The sequence below is a fragment of the Thermomonospora cellulosilytica genome (assembly GCF_014138835.1).
Lineage (GTDB): Bacteria > Actinomycetota > Actinomycetes > Streptosporangiales > Streptosporangiaceae > Thermomonospora > Thermomonospora amylolytica.
In genome coordinates this window covers 1,215,960-1,237,071 of record NZ_JACJII010000001.1, presented here as the reverse complement: position 1 = coordinate 1,237,071, position 21,112 = coordinate 1,215,960, and the positions used below count along the sequence as shown (strand labels likewise).

Annotated in this window: 20 protein-coding genes and 1 riboswitch; of the genes, 9 read left to right on the top strand and 11 right to left on the bottom strand. The window is 72.8% G+C overall.

Features of this window, described 5'->3' with window-relative positions; genetic code table 11:
- Positions 1-167: 167 nt before the first annotated feature.
- Entirely contained in the window at positions 168-884 is a 717-nt protein-coding gene (locus HNR21_RS06000) for a TetR/AcrR family transcriptional regulator (protein ID WP_182704393.1), read from the top strand.
- A gap of 315 nt (positions 885-1,199) precedes the next feature.
- Positions 1,200-2,180: an NAD(P)-dependent alcohol dehydrogenase gene (locus HNR21_RS05995; protein ID WP_182704392.1), complete on the top strand. Its 981-nt coding sequence runs from the start codon at positions 1,200-1,202 to the stop codon at positions 2,178-2,180.
- Between the two features lie 136 nt (positions 2,181-2,316).
- On the opposite strand, the gene HNR21_RS05990 is transcribed toward HNR21_RS05995, so the two are convergent.
- The 6 genes from HNR21_RS05990 to HNR21_RS05965 form a co-directional block, all read right to left on the bottom strand.
- Positions 2,317-2,640: a DUF202 domain-containing protein gene (locus tag HNR21_RS05990; RefSeq protein WP_119726451.1), complete on the bottom strand. Its 324-nt coding sequence runs from the start codon at positions 2,638-2,640 to the stop codon at positions 2,317-2,319.
- A complete protein-coding gene (locus tag HNR21_RS05985) occupies positions 2,637-2,993 on the bottom strand; it encodes a YidH family protein (RefSeq protein ID WP_182704391.1) in 357 nt (118 codons plus the stop codon). The genes HNR21_RS05990 and HNR21_RS05985 overlap by 4 nt, the downstream gene beginning before the upstream one ends.
- A gap of 92 nt (positions 2,994-3,085) precedes the next feature.
- Positions 3,086-3,922, bottom strand: a complete 837-nt coding sequence (locus HNR21_RS05980) for a hypothetical protein (protein WP_182704390.1) — start codon at positions 3,920-3,922, stop codon at positions 3,086-3,088.
- A 263-nt stretch (positions 3,923-4,185) separates the two neighbouring features.
- Entirely contained in the window at positions 4,186-6,489 is a 2,304-nt protein-coding gene (locus HNR21_RS05975; RefSeq protein WP_182704389.1) for a heavy metal translocating P-type ATPase, read from the bottom strand.
- A gap of 83 nt (positions 6,490-6,572) precedes the next feature.
- Positions 6,573-7,529, bottom strand: coding sequence for a DUF8832 domain-containing protein (locus HNR21_RS05970; protein WP_182704388.1), 957 nt, complete (start codon positions 7,527-7,529; stop codon positions 6,573-6,575).
- Positions 7,530-7,535: 6 nt separating this feature from the next.
- On the bottom strand, positions 7,536-7,742 hold the full coding sequence (locus tag HNR21_RS05965; protein WP_119726446.1) for a heavy-metal-associated domain-containing protein: 207 nt from the start codon (positions 7,740-7,742) through the stop codon (positions 7,536-7,538).
- 555 nt (positions 7,743-8,297) lie between these two features.
- Here HNR21_RS05965 and HNR21_RS05960 point away from each other — a divergent pair.
- Positions 8,298-9,152, top strand: coding sequence for an Fpg/Nei family DNA glycosylase (locus HNR21_RS05960; RefSeq protein WP_182704387.1), 855 nt, complete (start codon positions 8,298-8,300; stop codon positions 9,150-9,152).
- A gap of 45 nt (positions 9,153-9,197) precedes the next feature.
- On the opposite strand, the gene HNR21_RS05955 is transcribed toward HNR21_RS05960, so the two are convergent.
- Complete coding sequence (locus HNR21_RS05955) at positions 9,198-9,812, bottom strand: Uma2 family endonuclease (RefSeq protein ID WP_182704386.1); 615 nt, start codon at positions 9,810-9,812, stop codon at positions 9,198-9,200.
- A gap of 81 nt (positions 9,813-9,893) precedes the next feature.
- Positions 9,894-10,328 (bottom strand): SSI family serine proteinase inhibitor, encoded by a 435-nt coding sequence (locus tag HNR21_RS05950; RefSeq protein WP_182704385.1) that lies wholly within the window; start codon positions 10,326-10,328, stop codon positions 9,894-9,896.
- Positions 10,329-10,373: 45 nt separating this feature from the next.
- On the opposite strand from HNR21_RS05950, the gene HNR21_RS05945 reads away from it, so the two are divergent.
- Positions 10,374-10,709 (top strand): rhodanese-like domain-containing protein, encoded by a 336-nt coding sequence (locus HNR21_RS05945; RefSeq protein WP_182708500.1) that lies wholly within the window; start codon positions 10,374-10,376, stop codon positions 10,707-10,709.
- On the opposite strand, the gene HNR21_RS05940 is transcribed toward HNR21_RS05945, so the two are convergent.
- Positions 10,706-11,086 (bottom strand): hypothetical protein, encoded by a 381-nt coding sequence (locus HNR21_RS05940; protein WP_182704384.1) that lies wholly within the window; start codon positions 11,084-11,086, stop codon positions 10,706-10,708. The genes HNR21_RS05945 and HNR21_RS05940 overlap by 4 nt on opposite strands.
- 72 nt (positions 11,087-11,158) lie before the next feature.
- A riboswitch (TPP riboswitch) is annotated at positions 11,159-11,272 on the top strand.
- Here HNR21_RS05940 and HNR21_RS05935 point away from each other — a divergent pair.
- From HNR21_RS05935 to HNR21_RS05925, 3 genes are all read left to right on the top strand, one after another.
- The gene (locus HNR21_RS05935) at positions 11,263-12,657 is read left to right on the top strand and encodes a purine-cytosine permease family protein (protein ID WP_312880866.1); all 1,395 of its coding nucleotides are present in this window, start codon (positions 11,263-11,265) and stop codon (positions 12,655-12,657) included. (Overlaps the previous riboswitch by 10 nt.)
- Positions 12,658-12,774: 117 nt before the next feature.
- Positions 12,775-14,640: a PAS domain-containing sensor histidine kinase gene (locus HNR21_RS05930; RefSeq protein ID WP_119726439.1), complete on the top strand. Its 1,866-nt coding sequence runs from the start codon at positions 12,775-12,777 to the stop codon at positions 14,638-14,640.
- 532 nt (positions 14,641-15,172) lie between these two features.
- The gene (locus HNR21_RS05925) at positions 15,173-15,688 is read left to right on the top strand and encodes an ATP-binding protein (protein ID WP_119726438.1); all 516 of its coding nucleotides are present in this window, start codon (positions 15,173-15,175) and stop codon (positions 15,686-15,688) included.
- A gap of 161 nt (positions 15,689-15,849) precedes the next feature.
- Here HNR21_RS05925 and HNR21_RS05920 read toward each other — a convergent pair whose 3' ends face one another.
- Positions 15,850-17,043, bottom strand: a complete 1,194-nt coding sequence (locus tag HNR21_RS05920; RefSeq protein ID WP_182704383.1) for an arginine deiminase — start codon at positions 17,041-17,043, stop codon at positions 15,850-15,852.
- Positions 17,044-17,183: 140 nt separating this feature from the next.
- On the opposite strand from HNR21_RS05920, the gene HNR21_RS05915 reads away from it, so the two are divergent.
- On the top strand, positions 17,184-18,380 hold the full coding sequence (locus HNR21_RS05915; protein ID WP_182704382.1) for an MFS transporter: 1,197 nt from the start codon (positions 17,184-17,186) through the stop codon (positions 18,378-18,380).
- Between the two features lie 45 nt (positions 18,381-18,425).
- Here HNR21_RS05915 and HNR21_RS05910 read toward each other — a convergent pair whose 3' ends face one another.
- Positions 18,426-19,268, bottom strand: a complete 843-nt coding sequence (locus tag HNR21_RS05910; RefSeq protein ID WP_182704381.1) for an SAM-dependent methyltransferase — start codon at positions 19,266-19,268, stop codon at positions 18,426-18,428.
- A gap of 597 nt (positions 19,269-19,865) precedes the next feature.
- On the opposite strand from HNR21_RS05910, the gene tuf reads away from it, so the two are divergent.
- Positions 19,866-21,053: an elongation factor Tu gene (gene tuf, locus HNR21_RS05905; RefSeq protein WP_182704380.1), complete on the top strand. Its 1,188-nt coding sequence runs from the start codon at positions 19,866-19,868 to the stop codon at positions 21,051-21,053.
- The last annotated feature ends 59 nt before the right edge of the window (positions 21,054-21,112 follow it).

Here is a 21,112-nt window from a genome sequence, read left to right as displayed (position 1 = left end):
TCGTGTCGGCCGACACCGGCCAGTCCCGCCTTCGCCCTCGTCGCACCCGGCGCGCCTCCCGTCCGGCACCGTCGCCCGGGTTCCGTCGCGTGACCAGTGACGACGCCGCCTGGCTTGGGCCGGGGAGACTTACCGCGTACGGGTAGAGTGCGTCGGGAGGAAGATCCATGACCCCACGGACCGACGCCGACGAGCTGACCGAGCGGCCCCGTATTCCGCTGAGCCGCAGGCGGGTGCTGCGCGCCGCCGTGGAGCTCGCCGACCGCGACGGCCTCGCCTCGCTCACCATGCGCCGGCTCGCGCAGGAGGTCGGGGCCGAGGCGATGTCGCTGTACCACCACGTCGCCAACAAGGAGGCCGTCTTCGACGGCGTCGTCGAGGTGATCCTCGAGGAGATCATGGCGGCGGTGGACGAGGTCCAGGCCCCGTCCCCGGAAGAGGACTGGCAGGCGGCGCTGCGCGCGCGGATCCTCGCCGCCCGGGAGGTCTTCCTGCGCCACCGCTGGGCCCCGCGGGTGCTCGAGACCCGCACCACCACGAGCCCGGCCGTCATCGCCTACTACGACCACGTCGTCGCCATCCTCCGGGCGGGCGGGTTCTCCTTCGACCTGGCCCACCGTGCGCTGCACGTCCTGGGCAGCCGCGCCCTCGGGTTCACCCAGGAGTTGTTCCGGCCCGACGGAGCCCGGACCGCGAACGCCGAGGCCGCCGCGATGATGGAGCAGATGGCCGACCGGTTCCCGAACATCGTCGGGATGCTGGCGGACGCCGTGCACGACGATCCGGACGGCACCCTGGGTTTCTGCGACGACCAGTTCGAGTTCGAGTTCGCGCTCGACCTGATCCTCGAGGGGCTGGAACGGCGCCGCGCCGCCGGTTCGTGACCCCTTCCGGACGCGACTGAGCGCGCCGGACGCCAGTCACCCTCGGTCACCGAGCACACCCTTTTCCGCTGCAACCCTTGACTCCCTTACGTCGTACGATAACCTTACGACGTACGAGAATCTTACAACGTACGACAGCCTTACGCCGTACGACGACGACCCGATCGAGGAGCGGCAGGCGGACACCGGCCCCAAGGGAGTCACACCGGGTCCGAGCCGACGAGCACCCACGAGAGCCGGAGCCCGAGTCCGTTCAGGTCGTCCCGGCCGACCCCTCTCACCCCGGATGTGAACGCCCACCGAAAGGAAGACGCCGTGAAAGCCTGGAGCTGGGACCGCTACGGACCGCCCGACGTGCTGACCCTCAAGGACGTCGACGAACCCGACATCGCCCGGGACGAAGTGCTCGTGCGGGTGCGGGCGGCCTCCGTCAACCCCTACGACTGGCGCCACATGCGGGCCCACCCGAAGCTGGTACGGCTGAGCATCGGCCTGCGGCGGCCGAAACCGGGCCTGGTCCTCGGCGCCGACCTCGCCGGCGTCGTCGAGCGGGTGGGCGACGAGGTGACCGGACTGCGTCCCGGCGACGAGGTCTTCGGGGAGGTCCGGCTGGGCTCGTTCGCCGAGACCGTCGCCGTCCCGCACGACAGGCTGGCCGTCAAGCCCGCCCGCCTCACCTTCGAACAGGCGGCGTCGGTGTCGATGGCCGCGCACACCGCGCTGCAAGGGCTGCGGGACGCGGGGAGGATCTCCGCCGGGCAGCGGGTCCTCGTCAACGGGGCCTCCGGCGGCATCGGCACGTTCGCCGTCCAGCTCGCCAGGACGTTCGGGGCCGAGGTCACCGGCGTGTGCAGCACCCGCAACCTCGAACTGGTCCGTTCCCTGGGCGCGGACGACGTCGTGGACTACACCCGCGAGGACTTCACCGCACGGGAGGGCCGCTACGACCTGCTCATGGACATCGTGGGCGACCGGTCGCTGGCGGAGCTGCGGCGCCCCCTGACCTCCCGTGGGACGCTCGTGATCGTGGGCGGCATCGCCTCGCCCCGCGGCGGGCTGCTCGGCCCGGCGGCGCAGATGCTCCGCGGGGCGCTGGCCTCCCCCTTCGTCAGCCAGCGCATCGCCTCCGTGAGCTGGAAGCCCAACTCCACGGACCTGCGGTTCCTGGCCGAGCTCATGGAGCGGGAACAGATCGCACCCGTCATCGACCGGACCTACCCGTTCACCGAGGTCCCCGAGGCGCTGCGCTACGTCGAGCACGGCCACGCCCGAGGCAAAGTCGCCATCACCGTCTGATCTCCCGCCGGTGGCCGATCGGCCGTGGCGGGTTCCCCGCAGCCGGTAGGCGCCGACCAGGGCCGGTAAGGAGAAGCCGGCGTCGGTCAGGCGGTCCTCGGCCCGCCACGACGATTCCGAGATCCAGGAACACGACCTAGTCGTGCAGGAGGACGGCGGTCAGGTCGAGGATCGCGATCACGCAGATGACGGCGGTGAGGGCGCGGGTCGCTCGGGCGTGGACGGTCAGGACGCCGGCGGCCGTCCGGCCGCGGCCTCGGCGGTAGCCCCGGGCGGCCGCCAGCCAGATGAGCGCGGCGATCGCCATCGTCGTGATCCCGATGGCGACGGCGGCCGGGCCCAGGCCGGGGACCGCCCGGGTGAGGAGGGCTCCGTTGACGGCGATCAGCAGCGACGTGCGCTGCCAGGCCAGTGCGGTGCGTTCCAGTTGCGCGCCGGGGTCGGCGATGCGGGGCGTCATCCGGTGATCACCAGGACGGCGACCACGGCGGAGACCACGGTGACGGCGACCGCCAGGATCGGGGTCAGCCAGGAGTCCGGCAACGGCTCGCCGCGTCGCATGGCCCGTTCGTTCGCCGACCAGCGCCGGTAGCCCGCCAGGACGACGACGAGGCCCAGAACGGCCAGCATCACCGCGGCGACCCGCCGCCATCCGGCGGTCGCCACGTCCGGGAGGAGCTGCACCACGGCCAGGGCACCGGCGTTCAACGCCAGGGCGGTGCGCACGTACGCCAGGAAGGTCCGCTCGTTGGCCAGCGAGAACCGGTAGTCCACCACCGTGTCCCGCTCCTCCGCCCGGTCGGCGTCGCTCATCCCTCTCCAGCGGCGAGTCGTCGGTCGAACCCCCATGGTCCCCGGCGGGGTCGGCCCGGCGGTCTCCGGGGTGGGCGTACGCCGGTCGTCGTTCAGCCGGCCAAGGCGTCGCGGAGGGTGCGGGCGTTGCGGGCGATGACCTCCGCGTCCAGGCCGCGGACCCGTTCCTCCAGCACACGGCCCTCGCCGGGTGAGGTGAAGCGGCACAGGACGGTGCCGTCCTCGACGGCGACCGTCAGGCGGTACCGGTCGTTCTCGATCACCGTGGCCTCCAGGCCGGGCGTGACCAGGGCGTCGGCCAGGGCGCGCGCACCGGAGACGTCGATCTCGGTCGTCATCGTGGGCAGCACGCCGATCCGCCACGCACCGTCGTTCACCCGGCGGGACAGGACGAGCCGCTGATGGCCGCGGTCCGGATCCACCAGTTCCACCACGTCCTCGTAGCGGGGAGGCGAGGGAACGGGCTCCGCGTCGGGCGTCGACGCCAGCCTGTCCAGTAGCGCCCGCGCGTTGGCGACCAGTCGCTCCTCGTCGGTCACGGTCCCATCCAGTTGCAGGTAGGCCGAGCCGAGGAAGTTGTGGAACAGCGGCTCCCCCAGTGCGCTGACCCCCACGAAGTCCTGCCGCGTGTCGTAGTACAGGAACGCCGACAGTTCGACCGCCCCGTCCACGGCCTCCATTCCGACCTCGATCGAGCCGTACCCGTCGTCGACGAGCAGCGTCTCGTGGACGCCCTCCCGGCTCTCCACGATCCGCACCACGGCCTCGGCGAACTCCCGCAGCGCCCCCGCCTCCGCCAGGCCCCCGTCATACGTCAGGTGCACCAGCCACCGCCGTCGCCCGGCGTGCCACAGGACCCGGAGCGGCACCGCCTGTCCCAGCCCGGTCGTCATCCCGTCGAACCGGGCGACCGGCTCCGCCTCCTCCACCAAGGTCCTCAACCCGGCCATTGCCCCGCCCCTCGTTCACCCGGCACCACGTTCAGGCACATCCGATGCCGCCGCCCTCGCACCCGTTCCACCACAGCACCCCGCCTTGGAGACGAACCGTTTGAGCAGGGCCTCGGGCGGGGTCTGCCGTCCGGATGTACGGATCCTGGCGTACGCCGCCAAGGCTTGATGCGCAATGGGACGGAACGCGAGACCGCCGCCGGGGCGCGAGGCCCGGCGGCGGTCGGTCGGCGGAACGGGGATCAGGGTGTGGTGACGGCGACCTTCTCCGGGGCCTTGGCCGGGGCCGGGTGTTCCGGGGAGGCGGCGGTCAGCGGCTTGAAGCGGCGCAGGCGGAGGCTGTTGGCCACCACGAACACCGAGGAGAACGCCATCGCCCCGCCCGCGATCATCGGGTTGAGCAGGCCGGCGGCGGCCAGCGGGAGGGCGGCGACGTTGTAGGCGAACGCCCAGAACAGGTTGCCCTTGATGGTGGTCAGGGTGCGCCGCGACAGGCGGATCGCGTCGGCCGCCGCGCGCAGGTCGCCGCGCACCAGGGTCAGGTCGGACGCCTCGATGGCCACGTCGGTGCCGGTGCCCATGGCCAGCCCCAGGTCGGCCTGGGCGAGGGCGGCGGCGTCGTTCACCCCGTCCCCGACCATGGCGACCGTACGGCCCTCGGCCTGCAGGCGCTTGACCACGTCGACCTTGTCGGCGGGCAGGACCTCGGCGATCACCTCGTCGATCCCGACCTCGGCCGCCACGGTACGCGCCACCGTCTCGTTGTCCCCGGTCAGCAGCACCGGGTGCAGGCCCAGCTCACGGAATCGGGCGACGGCCTCGGCGGAGGTCGGCTTGATCTGGTCGGCGACCGTGATCACCGCGCGGGCCTGCCCGTCCCAGCCGACCGCGACGGCGGTGCGCCCGGTGGACTGGGCCGCCTCCAGGGCCTCCCGCAGGGAGGGCGGCAGGTGCTGCGACCACTCGGCCAGCAGCTGCGGGCGGCCCACCAGCACGCCGTGGCCGTCCACGATCCCCTGCACGCCCAAGCCCTCGACGTTGGCGAAGTCCTCCACGGCGGGCAGTTCGCCCACCCGGTCGCGGGCGCCACGGGCGATGGCCTGGGCGATGGGGTGCTCGGAGGCGTCCTCCAGCGCGCCCGCCAGGCGCAGCACCTCGTCGGCCGCCACCCCGTCGGCGGTGATCACCTCGACCAGCGCCATCTTCCCGGTGGTGACGGTGCCGGTCTTGTCCAGCACCACGGTGTCGACGGCGCGGGTGGACTCCAGCACCTCCGGGCCCTTGATCAGGATGCCGAGCTGGGCGCCCCGGCCCGTTCCGACCATCAGCGCGGTCGGGGTGGCCAGGCCCAGCGCGCACGGGCAGGCGATGATCAGCACGGCCACGGCGGCGGTGAACGCGGCGGTCGCGCCCGCCCCGCTGCCCAGCCAGAACCCCAGGGTCGCCACCGCCAGCGCGATCACGACCGGGACGAAGACCCCGGAGATCCGGTCGGCCAGCCGCTGCACCCGGGCCTTGCCGGTCTGCGCCTCCTCCACCAGGCGGGCCATCTGGGCGAGCTGGGTGTCGGAGCCGACCCGGGTGGCCCGCACGACCAGGCGTCCGCCGGCGTTCACGGTCGCGCCCGCGACGGTGTCGCCGGGGCCGACCTCGACGGGCACGGACTCGCCGGTCAGCATGGAGGCGTCCACGGCCGACGAGCCCTCCTCGATCACCCCGTCGGTGGCGATCTTCTCGCCGGGGCGGACCACGAACAGGTCGCCGACCTCGAGCCGTTCGACGGGGATGCGCTCCTCACGGCCGTTCCGCAGCACGGAGACGTCCTTGGCGCCCAGTTCCAGCAGCGCCCGCAGGGCGGCCCCGGCGCGGCGCTTGGAGCGGGCCTCGAAGTACCGCCCGGCGAGGATGAACATGGTCACCCCGGCGGCGGCCTCCAGGTAGATGTTCATCGACCCGTCGCCGCGGGTCATCGAGAACTCGAACCCGTGCCGCATCCCCGGCATCCCCGCCTCGCCGAAGAACAGCGCCCACAGCGACCAGCCGAACGCCGCCAGCGTGCCCAGCGAGACCAGCGTGTCCATGGTGGCGGCGCCGTGCCGCAGGTTGACCCACGCGGCGCGGTGGAACGGCCATCCGCCGTACGTCACCACCGGGGCGGCCAGGGTCAGCGACAGCCACTGCCAGTTGTCGAACTGCAGGGCCGGGATCATCGCCATCGCGATGATCGGCACGGACAGCACGACCGAGGTGATCAGCCGCTGCCGCAGGGGGCCCAGCTCGTCGGGCGCGGCACCGGTCTCGGTCTCGGCCGCCGGGGGCTCCGGCAGCGCGGCGGTGTACCCGGCCTTCTCGACGGTGCCGATCAGGTCCTCGACGGTGACGTCCGCGGACGAGACGGTGACGGTGGCCTTCTCGGTGGCGTAGTTGACCGTCGCGGTGACGCCGTCCAGCTTGTTCAGCTTGCGCTCGATGCGGGCCGCGCAGGAGGCACAGGTCATCCCGCCGATCGCCAGCTCGATGGACCCGGTCGCATCGCCGGTGCTCATCGTCCCTCCTGTCGTCGGGGTCGGTTGGGTGAACGGTCTTCCACAGCGCCGCCGGCCTCTGGAACGGGGCCGCCGGGGGTGTTTCAGTGGGTGTGGTCGTGGCCGTCGCCCGGTGGGGCGGGCTCGGCGGACGGGACGGTGACGCCCTGTCCCGCGACGGCGGTGAACTCGGCGGTGCGCACCTTCCCCTCGTGCTGGAAGTCCAGGTAGAGCCGGTACGCGCCGGAGCTGGGGACCTCGGCGTGGAAGGTGATGTCCGGGCCGGGCCTGGTCCTGCCGTCGCCGGGTTCCCCGTCCGGGTGGACGTGCAGGTACGCCAGGTCGCCGCTGCGCAGCGCCACCAGGTGACCGTACGCGCCCAGGTAGGGCTCCAGGTCGGTGACCGGCTCGCCGTCCCTGCTCACCGACAGGGTCAGCCTGCTGGAGCGGCCGGGAAGGAGGGTGCCGGTCAGCCGGACCTCATAACCGTCCACCGTGGCGGTCTGTTCCGCCTTCGGCAGGTCCTCGGGCCGGTGGTCGCCGGGCGCGGTGACGTCCGTGCCGAGGGTGAGCTGCTCGGCGGCCCCCTGCGGCTGGAAGTCGGTGAAGATCCGGTAGGTCCCCGGGTCGGGCAGCTCCAGCGGAACGGACCATACCCCCGAGGCGTTCATCCGGGGATGCAGGTGCTGGTAGTTCCGCAGGTCGCGGCGGACGGCGATCAGGTGCAGCGGCTTGCCGTGGATCGTGGCGAACCGGGTGACCGGCCGCCCGTCCGGCCCGTTCACGGTGAACCGGAACTCGTCCCGCTCACCGGCCTGGACCGTGGTCGCCTGCGGAACGAGCGTGTACCCGTCCTGCGAGACCTGCAGCCCGCCCGGCACCGGCGGCGCATCGGCGTGAGCCCCGCCGCCGTGACCCGCACCGGAATGCTCCCCGTGCCCCTGCGCACGGACCGTCTCCTCCGGCCCGGCGGGGCCGGCGACGTTACCGACCACCGCCGCACCGGCGAAGACCACGCCCAGGCCGAGAACGTACGCTCCCAGCTTGGTCGGGGTGTTCATCGTCGATCAGCCCTTCACCTGGTAACCGGCCTCCTCGACGGCCGCCCGGATCCGGGAGTCGTCGAGGGCGCCCTCGCCCGTCACGGTCATCCGCCCGCTCGCCAGGTCGACCTCCACACCGGTCACCCCCGGCACCTCGCCCACTTCCTCCTTGACCGAGGCGACGCAGTGCCCGCAGGTCATCCCGACGACGGTGTAGGTGCTCGTGCTCATCCGAAATCCTCCTCAATTACCCCTGGGGGGTATCACGCCTCCGATGTTGCCACCCTCGCGGCCGAACGGCAACCCCTACCCCCTACCCGTTTATGAGACCTGCATCATAGGTGCTCAGATACCAGGAGGGGGTAACTGACCCTCCTGCCACACCGTGGAACGCGACACGCTGTGCCCGGCCTCAGCCCCACCCATCGCCCCCACCCGACGACCAGCCCGAAACCCGCCTCGAGCAACAACCCGGACATCCCCCGCCCCCTCCGACGGCAGCGGGCAAGCCCCGCCGCGACCTCACGCAGGTCGTTCGCACCCCAAGGCCCGCTCGCCGCCGCGTCGGGGGTGCGGCGGTCAAGCGCGCCACGGCGATGAGCGCCCGTTATCCACAGGAGTTGTGGATGTCGGCTTCGGGAGACGGATGCCGGATGAGGGGATTTGCACAGGTATGCATATGCACAAAGTGGGGCGGCAGAGGCCGCCCGGAGTTATCCACAGGTGTGTCCACAGTGATCCACAGGGGTGTGGACAGGACGGGGCGGCGCATGCGGATACTGGGGCATGCCCGAGCTGCCCGAGGTCGAGGCGCTGGCCTCGTTCCTGCGCGAGCGTGCGGTCGGCCGTGCCGTCGCCCGGATCGACGTCGCCGCCGTCTCCGCGTTGAAGACCTACGACCCGCCCGTGACCGCGTTGCAGGGGCTGAGCGTCGGCGGGGTGACGCGGCACGGCAAGTTCCTCGATCTGGACGTGGACGGGATCCATCTCGTCGTGCACCTGGCCCGGTCGGGATGGCTGCGCTGGCAGGAGCAGGTCCCCACCCGGCCGGTGCGGCCCGGGGGCAGGAACCCGCTGGCCGTGCGGGTGCATCTGGACGACGGCTCGGGGTTCGACCTGACCGAGGCCGGCAGCAAGAAGGGGCTGGCGGTGTACGTCGTCCGGGATCCCGCCGAGGTGCCCGGGATCGCCGCGCTGGGGCCCGACCCCCTGGACGAGGCGTTCACCCTGGAGGCGTTCCGGGAGATCGTCGGCGGGCGGCGCACCCGGATCAAGGGGCTGCTCCGCGACCAGAAGGTGATCGCCGGGATCGGCAACGTCTACTCCGACGAGGTGCTGCACGCCGCCCGGATGTCCCCGTTCAAGATCGCCGCGAGCCTGTCCGACGAGGAGGTCCGCGCCCTGTACGAGGCCATCGGCACCACCCTGCGCGACGCCGTCGAGCGCTCCCCGGGCCCGGCCGCCGGCGCCGAGAAGAAGACCGGCCTGCGCGTCCACGGCCGCACCGGGCAGAAGTGCCCCGTCTGCGGCGACACCGTCCGCGAGGTCTCCTTCGCCGACAGTTCCCTGCAGTACTGCCCCACCTGCCAGACCGGCGGCAAACCCCTCGCCGACCGCCGCCTGTCCCGCCTCCTCAAGTGACCGCCGGGGCCGGGACTCGCCGGTGTCCTCGTCGCGGAGCGCGTCTCAGACCTTCGGGGCCACTTCCAGGTCCTCCCACAGCACGCGAATGCCGAACGGGGAAGTGACGTGCACGGCCTCGGGCCCCATGTCGCGATGGGTCGTCCCGATGTGGGTGTAGGGTCCTCTGCCGCCGGTGAGGGCGTAGCGTTCGATGGCGACGGCCCCGACCTTGTCGAACTGGACCAGCCAGTAGTGCGGGATGCCGGCGTCGGCGTAGTCCGCCATCTTGTAGACGCGATCACGCCGATCGGACCAGGTCGAGAGCACTTCCACGACGATCAGGCAATGCTCGGCCGCGAGCTGTTCGAACTCCGGCAGACAGCGATGAAGGACCGCGTCGGGCTTGCGGGCGGTCGGAGGCCTCTCCCAGAGCAGCACATCGACCTCGGTGTTGGTCTCGTAGCACTCCGCGCGGCCCGTGCGGCGCATCTCCGCGACGGCCTCACGTTCCAGGGCGAGCGACAATCTGGTGGCCACCTTCTGGTGGTCACGCCCGCGCTGCTCGCGAGGCACGACGTATCCATCGACGAGCTCCAGATCCCGGCGGGTCTCCTCGTCGATGTCGAGGTACGCCTCCCATGTGATCGGCTCGTGCTGATGCTCATGCCAGATCGTCATGCCGGGCGCTCCTGGGTCGCGGTCGGATCGTCCGTCCGATCGTAGGTCGCGGCGGGAGGGCGCCCGGGTCGAACGGGCGGATCAGCCTGTGGGGGCGAGGAGGGGGGCGGCCTTCTGCCAGCGGGCGATCTCGCAGCCGTTCAGGCGGGTGAAGCGGGCGTCGACCCTGTCGCCGCGCCAGGTGCCGGTGACCCTGGCGGTCTGGTCGCCGCCGTGGATCTGGGTGCAGGCGGCGTCCTCGGGGACCGGCTCGAACGGCCGGTCCGCCGCCGCGAGCGCCTGGCAGGCTGCCTGCGGCCTCGGATGGGTGCCGCCGGCGGGGTCGCAGGTGAGGGTCCACATGACGGCCGGCATGCCGGGCTTGTCACGGACCTCGACGGTCAGTTCGGTCCGCGGGGCCGGGGACACGCTCGCGGGCGGGGCGCCCGCGGGGTCCTCTGCGCCGCAGCCGGTCAGTGCGATGGCGGCGAACGTGGCGACGCCCGCCGCGGTGGTCAGTGGCGTCCGGTACCGCATGCGGATTCGACGCGCGGGGGCGTCACACGGTTCCATGGGGGCGTGATGTTTTTCGGGCAGGACGTTCCGGCCGTGGGCGTGACCGAGGTGCCGCAGGGCGCGTACCTGCTGGACGTCCGTGAGCAGGACGAGTGGGACGCGGGGCACGCGCCGGACGCCGTGCACATCCCGATGAGCGAGCTGAACGACCGGGCGGCGGAGATCCCGCAGGACCGCGAGGTGTACGTGGTGTGCCGGGTGGGAGGCCGTTCCGCCCAGGTGACGGTGGCGCTCAACAACGCCGGCTGGACCGCCCGCAACGTCGACGGCGGGATGCAGCAGTGGGCCGCCGCCGGCCTGCCGATGGTCTCCGAGACCTCCGACGAGCCCTACGTGGCCTAGCAGTTGCCCAGGCAGTCGGCGCGGAACAGTTCCTCGCCGCCCGCCTGGACGACGAAGTCGCCGCGCACCCAGTCGGACTCGCTCAGGGGGGCGGTGGAGGTGATCGTCCCGGTGAGGGTGACCTCCCGGCCGTCGGCGGCGGCGCCCCGGCAGGTGACCGGGGTGGCGGCGGGGTCGGAGCCCTGGACGGTGCACGACAGGTCGCCGTTGACGGCGACGCCCGTCTCCTGCTCGATGGCGGTGGCGCCGACGACCTCGATCATGCCCTCGCGCTTGCCGAGCTCGAAGCCCTCCTCGGCGGCCTGGCGGACCTCACCGCAGCCGGTGAGGGCGAGCAGGGCGGCGGCCACCAGCAGGCCGGTGCGGGTGCGTGTCACGGGGGCAGCGTAAACCGGACGGCCAGGCGCAGACCTGGAATTCCGGCAATGTACGATCTTCCCGACCACAAGTGGACATCGCGCGGGAGCTCGGGCCGACCGGGCTGAGAGGGCGACACGACGGCGTCGCCGACCGCAGGAACCTGTCCGGGTAATGCCGGCGTAGGGAGCGTGCCGTGAAATCAGTCGTGCGTGCCGCCACGCAGGACGCGCCTCGCGACGAGGCCCCGTACACCCTCGACGAGGAGGCCCCCAGGGTCCTGGGCTTCTGGGACCAGAGCGCGTTCTGGGCCAACCTCGGCGTCAGCCTGTTCGCCTTCTCCGGCGCGTACACCGTGCTGGCACCGGACGAGAACGGCGCCGCGCAACTGCCGATCACGGCGGGCATCGTCGCGATGATCGTCGGGACCGTGCTGGGCGGGCTGATGCTGGGCCTGGCCGCCGTCCCCGGAGCCCGCACCGGGCAGCCCGCGATGGTGCTGCTGCGCGGGCTGTTCGGGGCGCGGCTGTCGTACGTGCCGACCGCGCTCAACATCGTGCAGCTCGTCGGCTGGGGCACGTTCGAGCTGATCGTGATCGCCGACGCGGCGCGGCAGCTGTACGACGGCGTCCCGCGCTGGGCGTACGTGCTGGCCGCGGGCGTGCTGACCACGGTGCTGGCGATCTGGCCGCTGGGGTCGGTGCGGCTGCTGCGCCGGTACGTGACCGCCGCCGTGATGATCGCGCTGGTGTACTTCTACCTCCAGCTCCTGCGCGAGCCGCTGCCCGACCTGGGCGCCGCCCCCGGGTCCGGAACGCAGTCGTGGAGCCTGTTCTGGGCCGGGGCGGACGCGGCGCTGGCGGTGTCGATCTCCTGGGTGCCGCTGGCCGCCGACTACACCCGGCACGCCCGCAGCGCGCGCGGCGCGTTCGGGGCGGCGACGGTCGCGTACGCGGCGACGCAGATCATCGCCTACGTGCTCGGCCTGCTGGCGCTCGCCCTGGTGGCGGGGGACTCGGCACAGGTCTACACGCCGTTCCTCGGGGTGACGCTGGGGGCCTGGTTCTTCGCGGTGTTCGTGCTGCGGGAGGCCGACCAGTCGTTCGCCAACGTGTACTCCACCGCCGTGTCGATCCAGAACATCGTGCCCAGGGCGGACCGGCGGGTGCTGGCCGTGGCGCTGGGCGCGCTGATCACCGGGCTGGCGCTGGTGCTGGACATGGGCGACTACGCGGGCTTCCTGTCGCTGATCGGGTCGGTGTTCGTGCCGATGCTCGGCGTGCTGGCGGTGGACTTCTTCCTCGGCCGGGGGCGGCGCGGCTGGAACCTGTCGGCGGCGGCCCCGTCCCGGTGGGGGATGATCGCGGCCTGGGCGATCGGCTTCGTGACGTACCAGCTGATCAACCCGGGCTCGGTGGGCGGCTGGTCGGCGCTGTGGACGGACCTGCGGGAGCTGCTGGGCTTCACCCCGCAGCCGTGGACCAGCGCGTCGCTGCTGTCGTTCCTGGCCGCCGGGCTGGCCGCGCTGGCGGCGGGCCGGATCCGGCCGTCCGGCGGGGCCGCCGCCACGGAGCCCGTTACCTCCCGGTAGAGTGCCCGGCGTTCCGCCGAACGTGCCGATCGGGTGGTGATCCTGCGGTGACATGGCTGTTGACGTGGGAACCTTCCATCCGGCTTCGCCCGGCGCACTGAGTGGACCGGTGGCACGATGACAGGCGTGGCTCCCCCTCCAGACCCTCCGGGCGGTCAGGACGCGATCGTCCGCGCGGTCATCGAATGCGCGGCCGACGCGATCGTCGCGGTGGACGAGCAGATGCGGGTGTCGCTGTGGAACCCGGCGGCCGAGCGGATGTTCGGCTGGTCGGCCGGCGAGGTGCTGGGCCGCGTTCCGCCGATCATCCCGCACGAGCTGCAGGCCGAGCAGAACGCGGTGCTGGAGCGGGTCCGCCAGGGCGGGCAGATCTCCATCGCCACCCGGCGGTTCCGCCGCGACGGGCGGCTGATCGACGTGCGGATCGACACCAGCGCCCTGCACGACCCGTCCGGCGGGCTGCTCGGCTGGGTCGGCGTCTACCACCCGGTCGACGACGCCGACGTGGCGCAGCACCACATGGCCGAACGGGCCCGGCTGGTGCGGCGGCTCAACGAGGTGGTCGCCGACCTGAACGCCGAGCTGGACCTGGGCACCGTGCTGGACCGGATCACCACCGCGCTGATCGAGCTGACCGGGGCCGACGCAGGCGGCTTCGTGCGGATCCACGGGGAGCGGCTGGAGCTGGTCAGCATGCACGGCCTGCCCGAGCGCATGCGCGGCGCGGTCGCCGACCTGCGGCCCAGCCTGGTCGGCGAGCTGCTGCGGTCGGGCAAGACGGTGATGCTGGCCACCGGGGAGCGCCGGCTGGGCGACCTGATCTGGTCGGAGCTGACGGGCCTGCACACCATCGCGCTCGGCCTGTCGTACCTGCAGAACCAGCCGTACGGGGCGCTGTACGCGCTGTTCTCCGGCCGCAAGGTGGGGCACGCCGAGCTGGAGCTGCTGGAGCTGCTGGCCGGGCACGCCGGGGTCGCGGTCGGCAACGCGGTCGCCTACGCCGAGGCCGTCCGCCAGCGCGCCCACGAGCGCGCGGTGATCGACTCCAGCGCGGACGGCATCGCCGTGCTGGACCGCCGCGGCCTGGTCCGCCAGTGGAACCCGGCCGCCCGCCGGCTCACCGGCGTCCCGGCCGCGGACGCGCTCGGCAAGCCGCCCCCGTTCGAGGTCCCGGCGCCCGGCGAGACGCTCACCCAGCGGCTGCCGTCCGGGGTGTGGCTGAACGTGCTGTGCGCCGAGGTCACCGAGACCGGCGAGCTGGTGGTGGACTTCCGGGACGTCACCGAGGCCAAGGACCTGGAGGAGGCCAAGGACCTGTTCCTGGCGACCACCAGCCACGAGCTGCGCACCCCGATCACGGTGGTGCAGGGGTTCGCCAGCACGCTGGTCAACCGGTGGGACAAGCTCTCGGACGCCGACCGGCGGCTGGCGGTGGAGACCATCGCCGAGCGCGCCCGCGCGCTGGGCCGGCTGGTGGAGCACCTGCTGCTGGGCTCGCGCGCCGGGGCGGGCGAGCTGAAGATCACGATCGAGAAGTTCGACCTGGCCCGGCTGCTGGAGGCGTCGGTGGCCGGGTTCCGTTCGCTGTCGGAGCTGCACACCGTGGAGCTGGAGGTGGCCGACGACCTGCCGCCGGTGCGCGGGGACTGGATGGCCACCGACATCATCCTGGGCCAACTGCTGGAGAACGCCTTCAAGTACTCCCCGGACGGCGGCACGGTGTCGGTCCGGGCCTGGGCCGAGGGCGGGGACCTGGTCGTGACGGTCTCCGACGAGGGCGTGGGCATCGCCCCCGGCGACCACGAGCGGATCTTCGAGCGCTTCGTCCAGGGCGACGCCGGGGACCGCCGCCGTTTCGGCGGCATCGGGCTGGGCCTGTACATCGTGAAGCGGCTGGCCCAGGCCCAGCAGGGGGACGTCTCCGCGCACTCCCGCCCCGGCGGCGGCACCACCATGCGCCTGACCCTCCGCCCCGCGGACTGATCCCCGTCGTCCTGGAGGACGACCCCCAGACCCCCGGAGTGACGGTTCGGACGATCCTCACTTCGCTGCGGTCGTCCGGCCTGCCGAGCTGGGGGACGACCCCCAGACCCCCGAGGTAACGGTTCGGACGATCCTCGCTCCGCTGCGGTCGTCCGACCGTCGTGATCGCCTTTCAGGGCTTCGAAGGGCTGATCAGGCGATTCATCCCCGATGTCGGTGATGTGACGGACGAAACGCCGATGAGAGGAGTAATCCCGCTCACAGGTGGATAGGTCAAGATGCGGATTCGTTCGTCATCGGCACGGGTCTGGGGGTGATTGGCCGTGACGGGAGGGCCGATCGCTCGTTGTCCCGATGAGGGCGTGTTCGCGCCTTTTCGGGCCGGGTCGCCGTCCGGCCGCCGGGCCGGGGCGCGGACCGGCGCGGAGGGGCGGGTGGACCCGGAGGCCGCATTTCGGGCGTGTTTCCAGCTGTCCGCATCAGGGCATTTCGGTCGTAGCATGGCCGACGGATCGTCACCGGACCGGGGGAGGTGAGGGCGTCGAGCGTCGTACTGCTGCCGCACGCGCCGTCGAGCGTCGCGGTCGCCCGTAAGCGCCTCTGCTCCGAGCTGCTGGCCTCCGGAGTGCGTTCCGGGGTGGTGGACGACGCGGCGGTGATCATCAGCGAGCTGCTCAGCAACGCGCTCCGGCACGCCAGGCCGCTGCCGTCCGGCCAGGTCCGGGTGAGCTGGATCCGCACCGGCGACGCCATCGAGGTCGCGGTCAGCGACGGGGGCGCGATGACCGAGCCCCGCCGCGGCCGGCCCACCCTGTCCTCGCTCGGCGGACGCGGCCTCGGCATCGTGGAGGCCCTCGCCGAACACTGGGGCGTGCGCCACGAGCCCGGCTGCACCACCGTCTGGGCCGTCCTCAACGCCCCCCGCAACGCCCCCGCGCACGGCGGCTCCGTGCCCAAGCTCGCCCAGACCGCGGCCTTCACCGACGACGACACCGGGGTCGTGGGCTCCACCGCCCGCCTCAACCACACCCGCCTCGCCGGCGGCTGAGCCGCCCCGCCCGCCCGGCGGCGTTGGGGCGGGGGACACCGAGGGGCGGCGGGGAATGTGCGATCGAGCACACCGGGCCCCTTGGCGGGACCGGGGCTGTATGGTCTTGCCCAGCTCGGGCGCTGTCGTGCCCCCGTCGACACCGCCCGAGCATCCAGACCTCAGACCGGGTCGCGCCGGATCGGGCAGGACATGCAGCGCGGGCCGCCGCGCCCGCTGCCCAGCTCGCTGCCCGCGATCCTGATCACCTCGATGCCCGCGGCCTCGAGCTGGGCGTTGGTCTCGGTGTTGCGCTCGTAGGCGACGGCCAGGCGCGGGGCGATCGCGAGGGTGTTGTTGCCGTCGTCCCACTGCTCGCGTTCGGCGGTGACCGGGTCCAGGCCGGTGTCGATGACGCGGAGCCGGCCTGTGCCCATGGCCTCGGCGGCGGCCTCCAGGAACGGGCGTTCCTCCGAGATCCGCAGGTCGCCGTCGTCGGGGCGGACGGTGTAGGCGGTCAGCGAGTACGCCACCGGCGGATACATCACGACGGTGTCGACGTCGACCATCGTGCAGATGGTGTCCAGGTGCATGGTGGCCCGTTCCTGCGCGATCGGGACGGCCAGCACGGTGTGCGCGACCCCGGCGGCGAAGACCTGCCGGGCCAGCCGTTCCACCCCCGCCGGGGTGGTGCGCTCGCCGGTGCCGACCGCGATCACGCCGGGGGCCAGCAGCAGGACGTCGCCGCCCTCCACGTGCTCCAGCTCCGGCCGGTAGACCAGCTCCACCCCGCGGAACCGCGGATGGTGCTCGTAGATCAGCCGGGTCAGCGAGGTCTCGCGGCGGCGGGCCCGCATCGCCAGGCTGGTCACCGCCACCCGTGGGCCGATCCAGGCGCTGGAGTCCCGGGTGAACAGCAGGTTCGGCAGCGGGTCGATGATGAAGTCGCGCGGGTCCATCAGGCGGTAGACCAGGCCGTGCGCGGACTTGAGCTCCTCGTGGGCCAGTCCGGCGATCAGGGTGTGCGCCAGGCGCTCGGGATCCAGTTCCTGCAGGTGGCTCTCGACCACGGCGCGGAGCCGGTCGCCCAGGCGCCGGTCGTCGATCGCCTCGGCGATGGCCTCACGGCGGGCGTCGTCGTACTCCAGGGCGTCCTGCAGCAGCTCGATCACGTACAGGACCTCGACGCCGTGGTCGCGCAGCGCCTGCGCGAAGGCGTCGTGCTCCTCCTGCGCCCGGCCGACCCAGGGGATCCCGTCGAACAGCAGCTTGTCGTTGTTGCGCGGGGTGAGCCGCTTGAGTTCGGCCCCCGGACGGTGCAGCAGCACCGTACGGAGCCTGCCGACCTCGCTCTCGACACGGTAGGTATGGGTCACTCTGGCCAGCCTATGCTCGAACGTCCCGAGGGGACCGTTTGATCCGGACTCATGACCTGTGGGGGGCGGCTCAAACCCGGGTCGCCGTTCTATGCTCGGACCGGCATGCGCACTCCCCCCAACGCCCCTGAGCGGCGCCGATGACCCCGCGGGCCCCCGTCCACACGGTGCATCTGGGCGCGGCCACGCTGCTGCGGGTGTCCGCCGAGGGGCTGGGAACGGGGCTGGTGCTGGTCGTCCAGGCGCGCACCGGGCAGGCCGCGCTGGCCGGGTTCCTGCAGGCGGGGGTGATGCTCCCGTACGTGGTGGCCGGTCCCGCCGTGGGGCACGCCCTGGACCGGACGAGGCGCCCCCGGACCTTCGCCCTCGCGCTGGCGGGCTGCTACGTGCTGGCCGCCGCGCTGCTGATGCTGGTGGCCGGGCGGGTGCCGCTGCTCCTGGCGCTGGTCCTGGCCGTGGCGGTCGGCTGCACCGAGCCGATCGTGGTGGCGCTCACCGGCCTGCTGCCCCGCTTCGTCCCGGCCCACCGGCTGACCGGCGCGTACGGGCTGGAGGCGGCGACCTACAACGTCGCCGCGATCACCGGCCCGGGGCTGGCCGCCGCCCTGGCCGCCGGGCCGGGGGCCGGGTACGCGGGGCTGGCGGTCGTGGGCAGCGCCGCGCTCGGGCTGGTCCTGCTGCCCTTCCTGGCCGTTCCCCCGGCGCCGCCCGCCGGCCCGCGCCCGCCGGAGGCCCGGTGGCCGCTCCTGGAGGTGATCGCCGGCGGTCTGGTGGTGCTGGCGGCCAACCGGGTGCTGCGGGCCGTGACCTGCGCGACCACGATGGCGTTCCTCGGCATGGGCGGCGTCGCGGTCACCGCCGTGCTGTTCGCCGAGCATCTCGGGGAGCCGGCCGGTGCGGGCGGCCGGCTCATCGCCGCGTTCGCCGCCGGGTCGCTGGCCGGGTCGCTGGCCTCGGCCCGCTGGCTGTCGGCGCGGCGGGCCGAACGGGTGCTGCTGGCCGGCATGGTCGCGTTCGGGCTGGCGCTGGCGTCGATCACGCTGGCCCCGTCGATGCCCTGGGCGCTGGCCGGGTTCGCCCTGGCGGGCGTGTGCGACGGGCCGGTGTTCGCCGCGACCCTGACCGTCCGCCAGCGCGAGGCCCCCGCGGACCGGCTCGGCCAGGTCAACACCACCGGCGGCAGCCTCAAGATCGGCTCCGCCGCCCTCGGCGCCGCCCTCACCGGCGCCCTGGCCGCCCACCTTGGCGCCACCGGCCTCCTGCTGGCCATCGCCTGCTGCCAGCTCCTGGGCGCCCTGGCCGGCGCCCTCCTCCTCATCGCCCGCAAGCCCGCCTGACGCGTTCCTCCCGGCGGGCGGGCGCGGGGCGGTCTCGGAGACGGGTCAGGGCTTGCGGAGCAGGCCGCCGTACTCGTGCAGGTCGTTGCGGAGCTTGGAGGCCCCGACGTACTGCTTCAGCTCTTCGGGGACGGGGGCCAGCGGGGGCTGGTCGGGGTCGGGGCGCCAGTCGTTGATGTCGCCGAGGCCCGGCTCGACCGGCTCCAGGCCCTCCAGCAGGGCGTCGACCTCGGCGGTGCTGCGGGTCTTCCAGGGCATGCCGGCGGCGTTGGCCACGGCGTCCATCTGCGCGCGGCGCTCGGGGTCCGAGGAGACGATCTGGGTGAACGCCAGGTGGCTGCCGGGCACGGCGCGGTCGATGACGTGGTGCAGGACGCGGCGGGGGTCGTCGGCGTCGAGCAGGTGGTGCCCGACCGACAGGTACAGCACCGCCAGCGGCTCGTCGAAGTCGATCAGCCGCTTGGTGTCGGGGTGGTCGAGAACGGCCTGCGGGTCGCGCATGTCGGCGGTGATCACCACCGTGGAGCCGTCGCCGGCCAGCAGGGCGCGCGCGTGGGCCAGCACGATCGGGTCGATGTCGACGTACAGCACGCGGGCGTCGGGGGCGAACCTCTGCGCCACCTGGTGCACGTTCTGGTCGGTCGGCAGCCCGCAGCCCATGTCGACGAACTGCCGGATCCCCGCCTCCCGCGCCAGGTACCGCACCACCCGGTACAGGAACAGCCGGTTCTGCCGCGCGATGTCCACGATCTCGGGGAAGTGCGGGATGCTGGCCAGGCCGAACTTGCGGTCGACCTCGAAGTTGTCCTTGCCGCCCAGCGTCCACCCGTACAGGCGCGCCGACGTGGGCACGTCCGTGGGGATGTCCGGAATCACGTCATCGGCCATGCTGCAGCTCCGTTCGATCCCACCGTGCCCGAGGGCGTCACGACGGCCACAGGGTAACCCCATGATCGCGGACAAAGCAGACTTATCGGTGACGGAGTAAGTGGTCCCCAGTTTACGGATGACCGAAAAGCAGGCTCCGACCCGAGCCTTAGCCGGTTGCGCACACGTCGCCACCGACGGCTCGAGAACGTTCCGCACACCGGCGGCCATACCCCGGCCGTCACCGGCGGGTGCGAGCGCGCCGCCGCAAGCCCCCGGCGCGGGAATCGACTCGCGCGGCCGACGCCGCCACGGCGGGCTCGGCGCGGGAATTAATTCGGTCGACCCGGCCGAGGGCGGTCCGTACGCTCGACGGCATGTTCCTCGCAGCCGGCACCAGCGTGCTCGCGGCCTTCGGGTCGCCGAGCGCGGTGTCGGCCGCCGTCGCCCTGACGGTCGCCGCGGCGGCATTCGACGGCCTGCGACGCTGACCCTCCTCCGAGCCGTCCTTCGAGAACCATCGGAGGAGGGTGGTCATCACCGGCAGGGGCCCGTCATCGGCCCTGCCCGGGGGTTCTCACGTTCCGTTCCGAATTCCACGTGAGGACGCAGCACGTCATGGCCAAGCAGCTTTACGAGCGCGCCAAGCCGCATCTCAACATCGGCACGATGGGGCACGTCGACCACGGCAAGACCACCCTCACCGCGGCGATCACCAAGGTGCTCGCCGACCGGGGGCTGGCCAGGGCCGTGCCGTTCGAGCGCATCGACCGGCACCACGAGGAGCGCGAGCGCGGCATCACCATCAACATCGCGCACGTCCACTACGAGACCGCCACCAGGCACTACGCCCACGTCGACATGCCGGGTCACGCCGACTACATCAAGAACATGATCACCGGCGCGGCGCAGATCGACGGGGCGATCCTGGTGGTCTCCGCGCTGGACGGGCCGATGCCGCAGACCCGCGAGCACATCGTGCTGGCCCGCCAGGTCGGCGTGCGGCACATCGTGGTGGCCCTCAACAAGGCCGACGCGGTCGAGGACGCCGAACTGCTCGACCTGGTCGAGCTGGAGGTCCGCGAACTGCTGTCGGCGTACGGGTTCGCCGGGGAGCAGGCCCCGGTGGTGCGGGTCTCCGGGCTGCGCGCGCTGGAGGGCGACCCGTACTGGACGGCGCGGATCGTCGACCTGCTGGACGCGATCGACGAGCACGTGCCGGTGCCGCGGCGCATCCTCGACCAGCCGTTCCTGATGCCGGTCGAGGGGGTGCTGTCCATCACCGGCCGCGGCACGGTCGTCACCGGCGTGGTCGCCCAGGGCTCCCTGCGGGTCGGCGACCCCGTCGAGGTGGTCGGCCTGTCCGAGGAGACGCTGTCCACGGTGGCCACCGGACTGGAGACGTTCGGCCAGGTCATGGACCACGCCGAGGCGGGCGACAACGCCGCGGTGCTGCTCCGCGGCGTCCGCCGCGAGCAGGTCCGCCGCGGCCAGGTCGTCAGCGCCCCCGGCAGCATCCGCCCGCACCGCCGGTTCCGCGCCCGGGTCCGGGTGCTGACCGCCGACGAGGGCGGCCGGAGCAGGCCGTTCCACCACGGCTACCGGCCGCAGTTCCACTTCCGCACCACCGACGTGGTCGGAACGGTCGACCTCGGCGGCGAGGACGTCATGGCCCTCCCCGGCGACCTGGTCGACCTGTCGGTGGAGCTGGGCAAGCCGGTCGCCCTGTCCGAGGGCCTCGGCTTCGCCGTCCGCGAGGGCGGCCTCACCGTCGGCGCCGGCACGGTGACCACCCTCGAGGACTAGCCGCGCACCGCCTGCGCCCGTCCCCCGCCGGGACGGGCGCAGGTGTCGCCCGGACGGTC

Excerpts from the sequence above, each read along its gene's own strand:
- HNR21_RS06000 (WP_182704393.1), top strand. The coding sequence starts at position 168 with ATGACCCCACGGACCGACGCCGACGAGCTGACCGAGCGGCCCCGTATT.
- HNR21_RS05990 (WP_119726451.1), bottom strand. The coding sequence starts at position 2,640 with ATGACGCCCCGCATCGCCGACCCCGGCGCGCAACTGGAACGCACCGCA.
- HNR21_RS05985 (WP_182704391.1), bottom strand. The coding sequence starts at position 2,993 with ATGAGCGACGCCGACCGGGCGGAGGAGCGGGACACGGTGGTGGACTAC.
- HNR21_RS05975 (WP_182704389.1), bottom strand. The coding sequence starts at position 6,489 with ATGAGCACCGGCGATGCGACCGGGTCCATCGAGCTGGCGATCGGCGGG.
- HNR21_RS05970 (WP_182704388.1), bottom strand. The coding sequence starts at position 7,529 with ATGAACACCCCGACCAAGCTGGGAGCGTACGTTCTCGGCCTGGGCGTG.
- HNR21_RS05965 (WP_119726446.1), bottom strand. The coding sequence starts at position 7,742 with ATGAGCACGAGCACCTACACCGTCGTCGGGATGACCTGCGGGCACTGC.
- HNR21_RS05960 (WP_182704387.1), top strand. The coding sequence starts at position 8,298 with ATGCCCGAGCTGCCCGAGGTCGAGGCGCTGGCCTCGTTCCTGCGCGAG.
- HNR21_RS05955 (WP_182704386.1), bottom strand. The coding sequence starts at position 9,812 with ATGACGATCTGGCATGAGCATCAGCACGAGCCGATCACATGGGAGGCG.
- HNR21_RS05950 (WP_182704385.1), bottom strand. The coding sequence starts at position 10,328 with ATGCGGTACCGGACGCCACTGACCACCGCGGCGGGCGTCGCCACGTTC.
- HNR21_RS05945 (WP_182708500.1), top strand. The coding sequence starts at position 10,374 with ATGTTTTTCGGGCAGGACGTTCCGGCCGTGGGCGTGACCGAGGTGCCG.
- HNR21_RS05930 (WP_119726439.1), top strand. The coding sequence starts at position 12,775 with ATGACAGGCGTGGCTCCCCCTCCAGACCCTCCGGGCGGTCAGGACGCG.
- HNR21_RS05915 (WP_182704382.1), top strand. The coding sequence starts at position 17,184 with ATGACCCCGCGGGCCCCCGTCCACACGGTGCATCTGGGCGCGGCCACG.
- HNR21_RS05910 (WP_182704381.1), bottom strand. The coding sequence starts at position 19,268 with ATGGCCGATGACGTGATTCCGGACATCCCCACGGACGTGCCCACGTCG.
- tuf (WP_182704380.1), top strand. The coding sequence starts at position 19,866 with ATGGCCAAGCAGCTTTACGAGCGCGCCAAGCCGCATCTCAACATCGGC.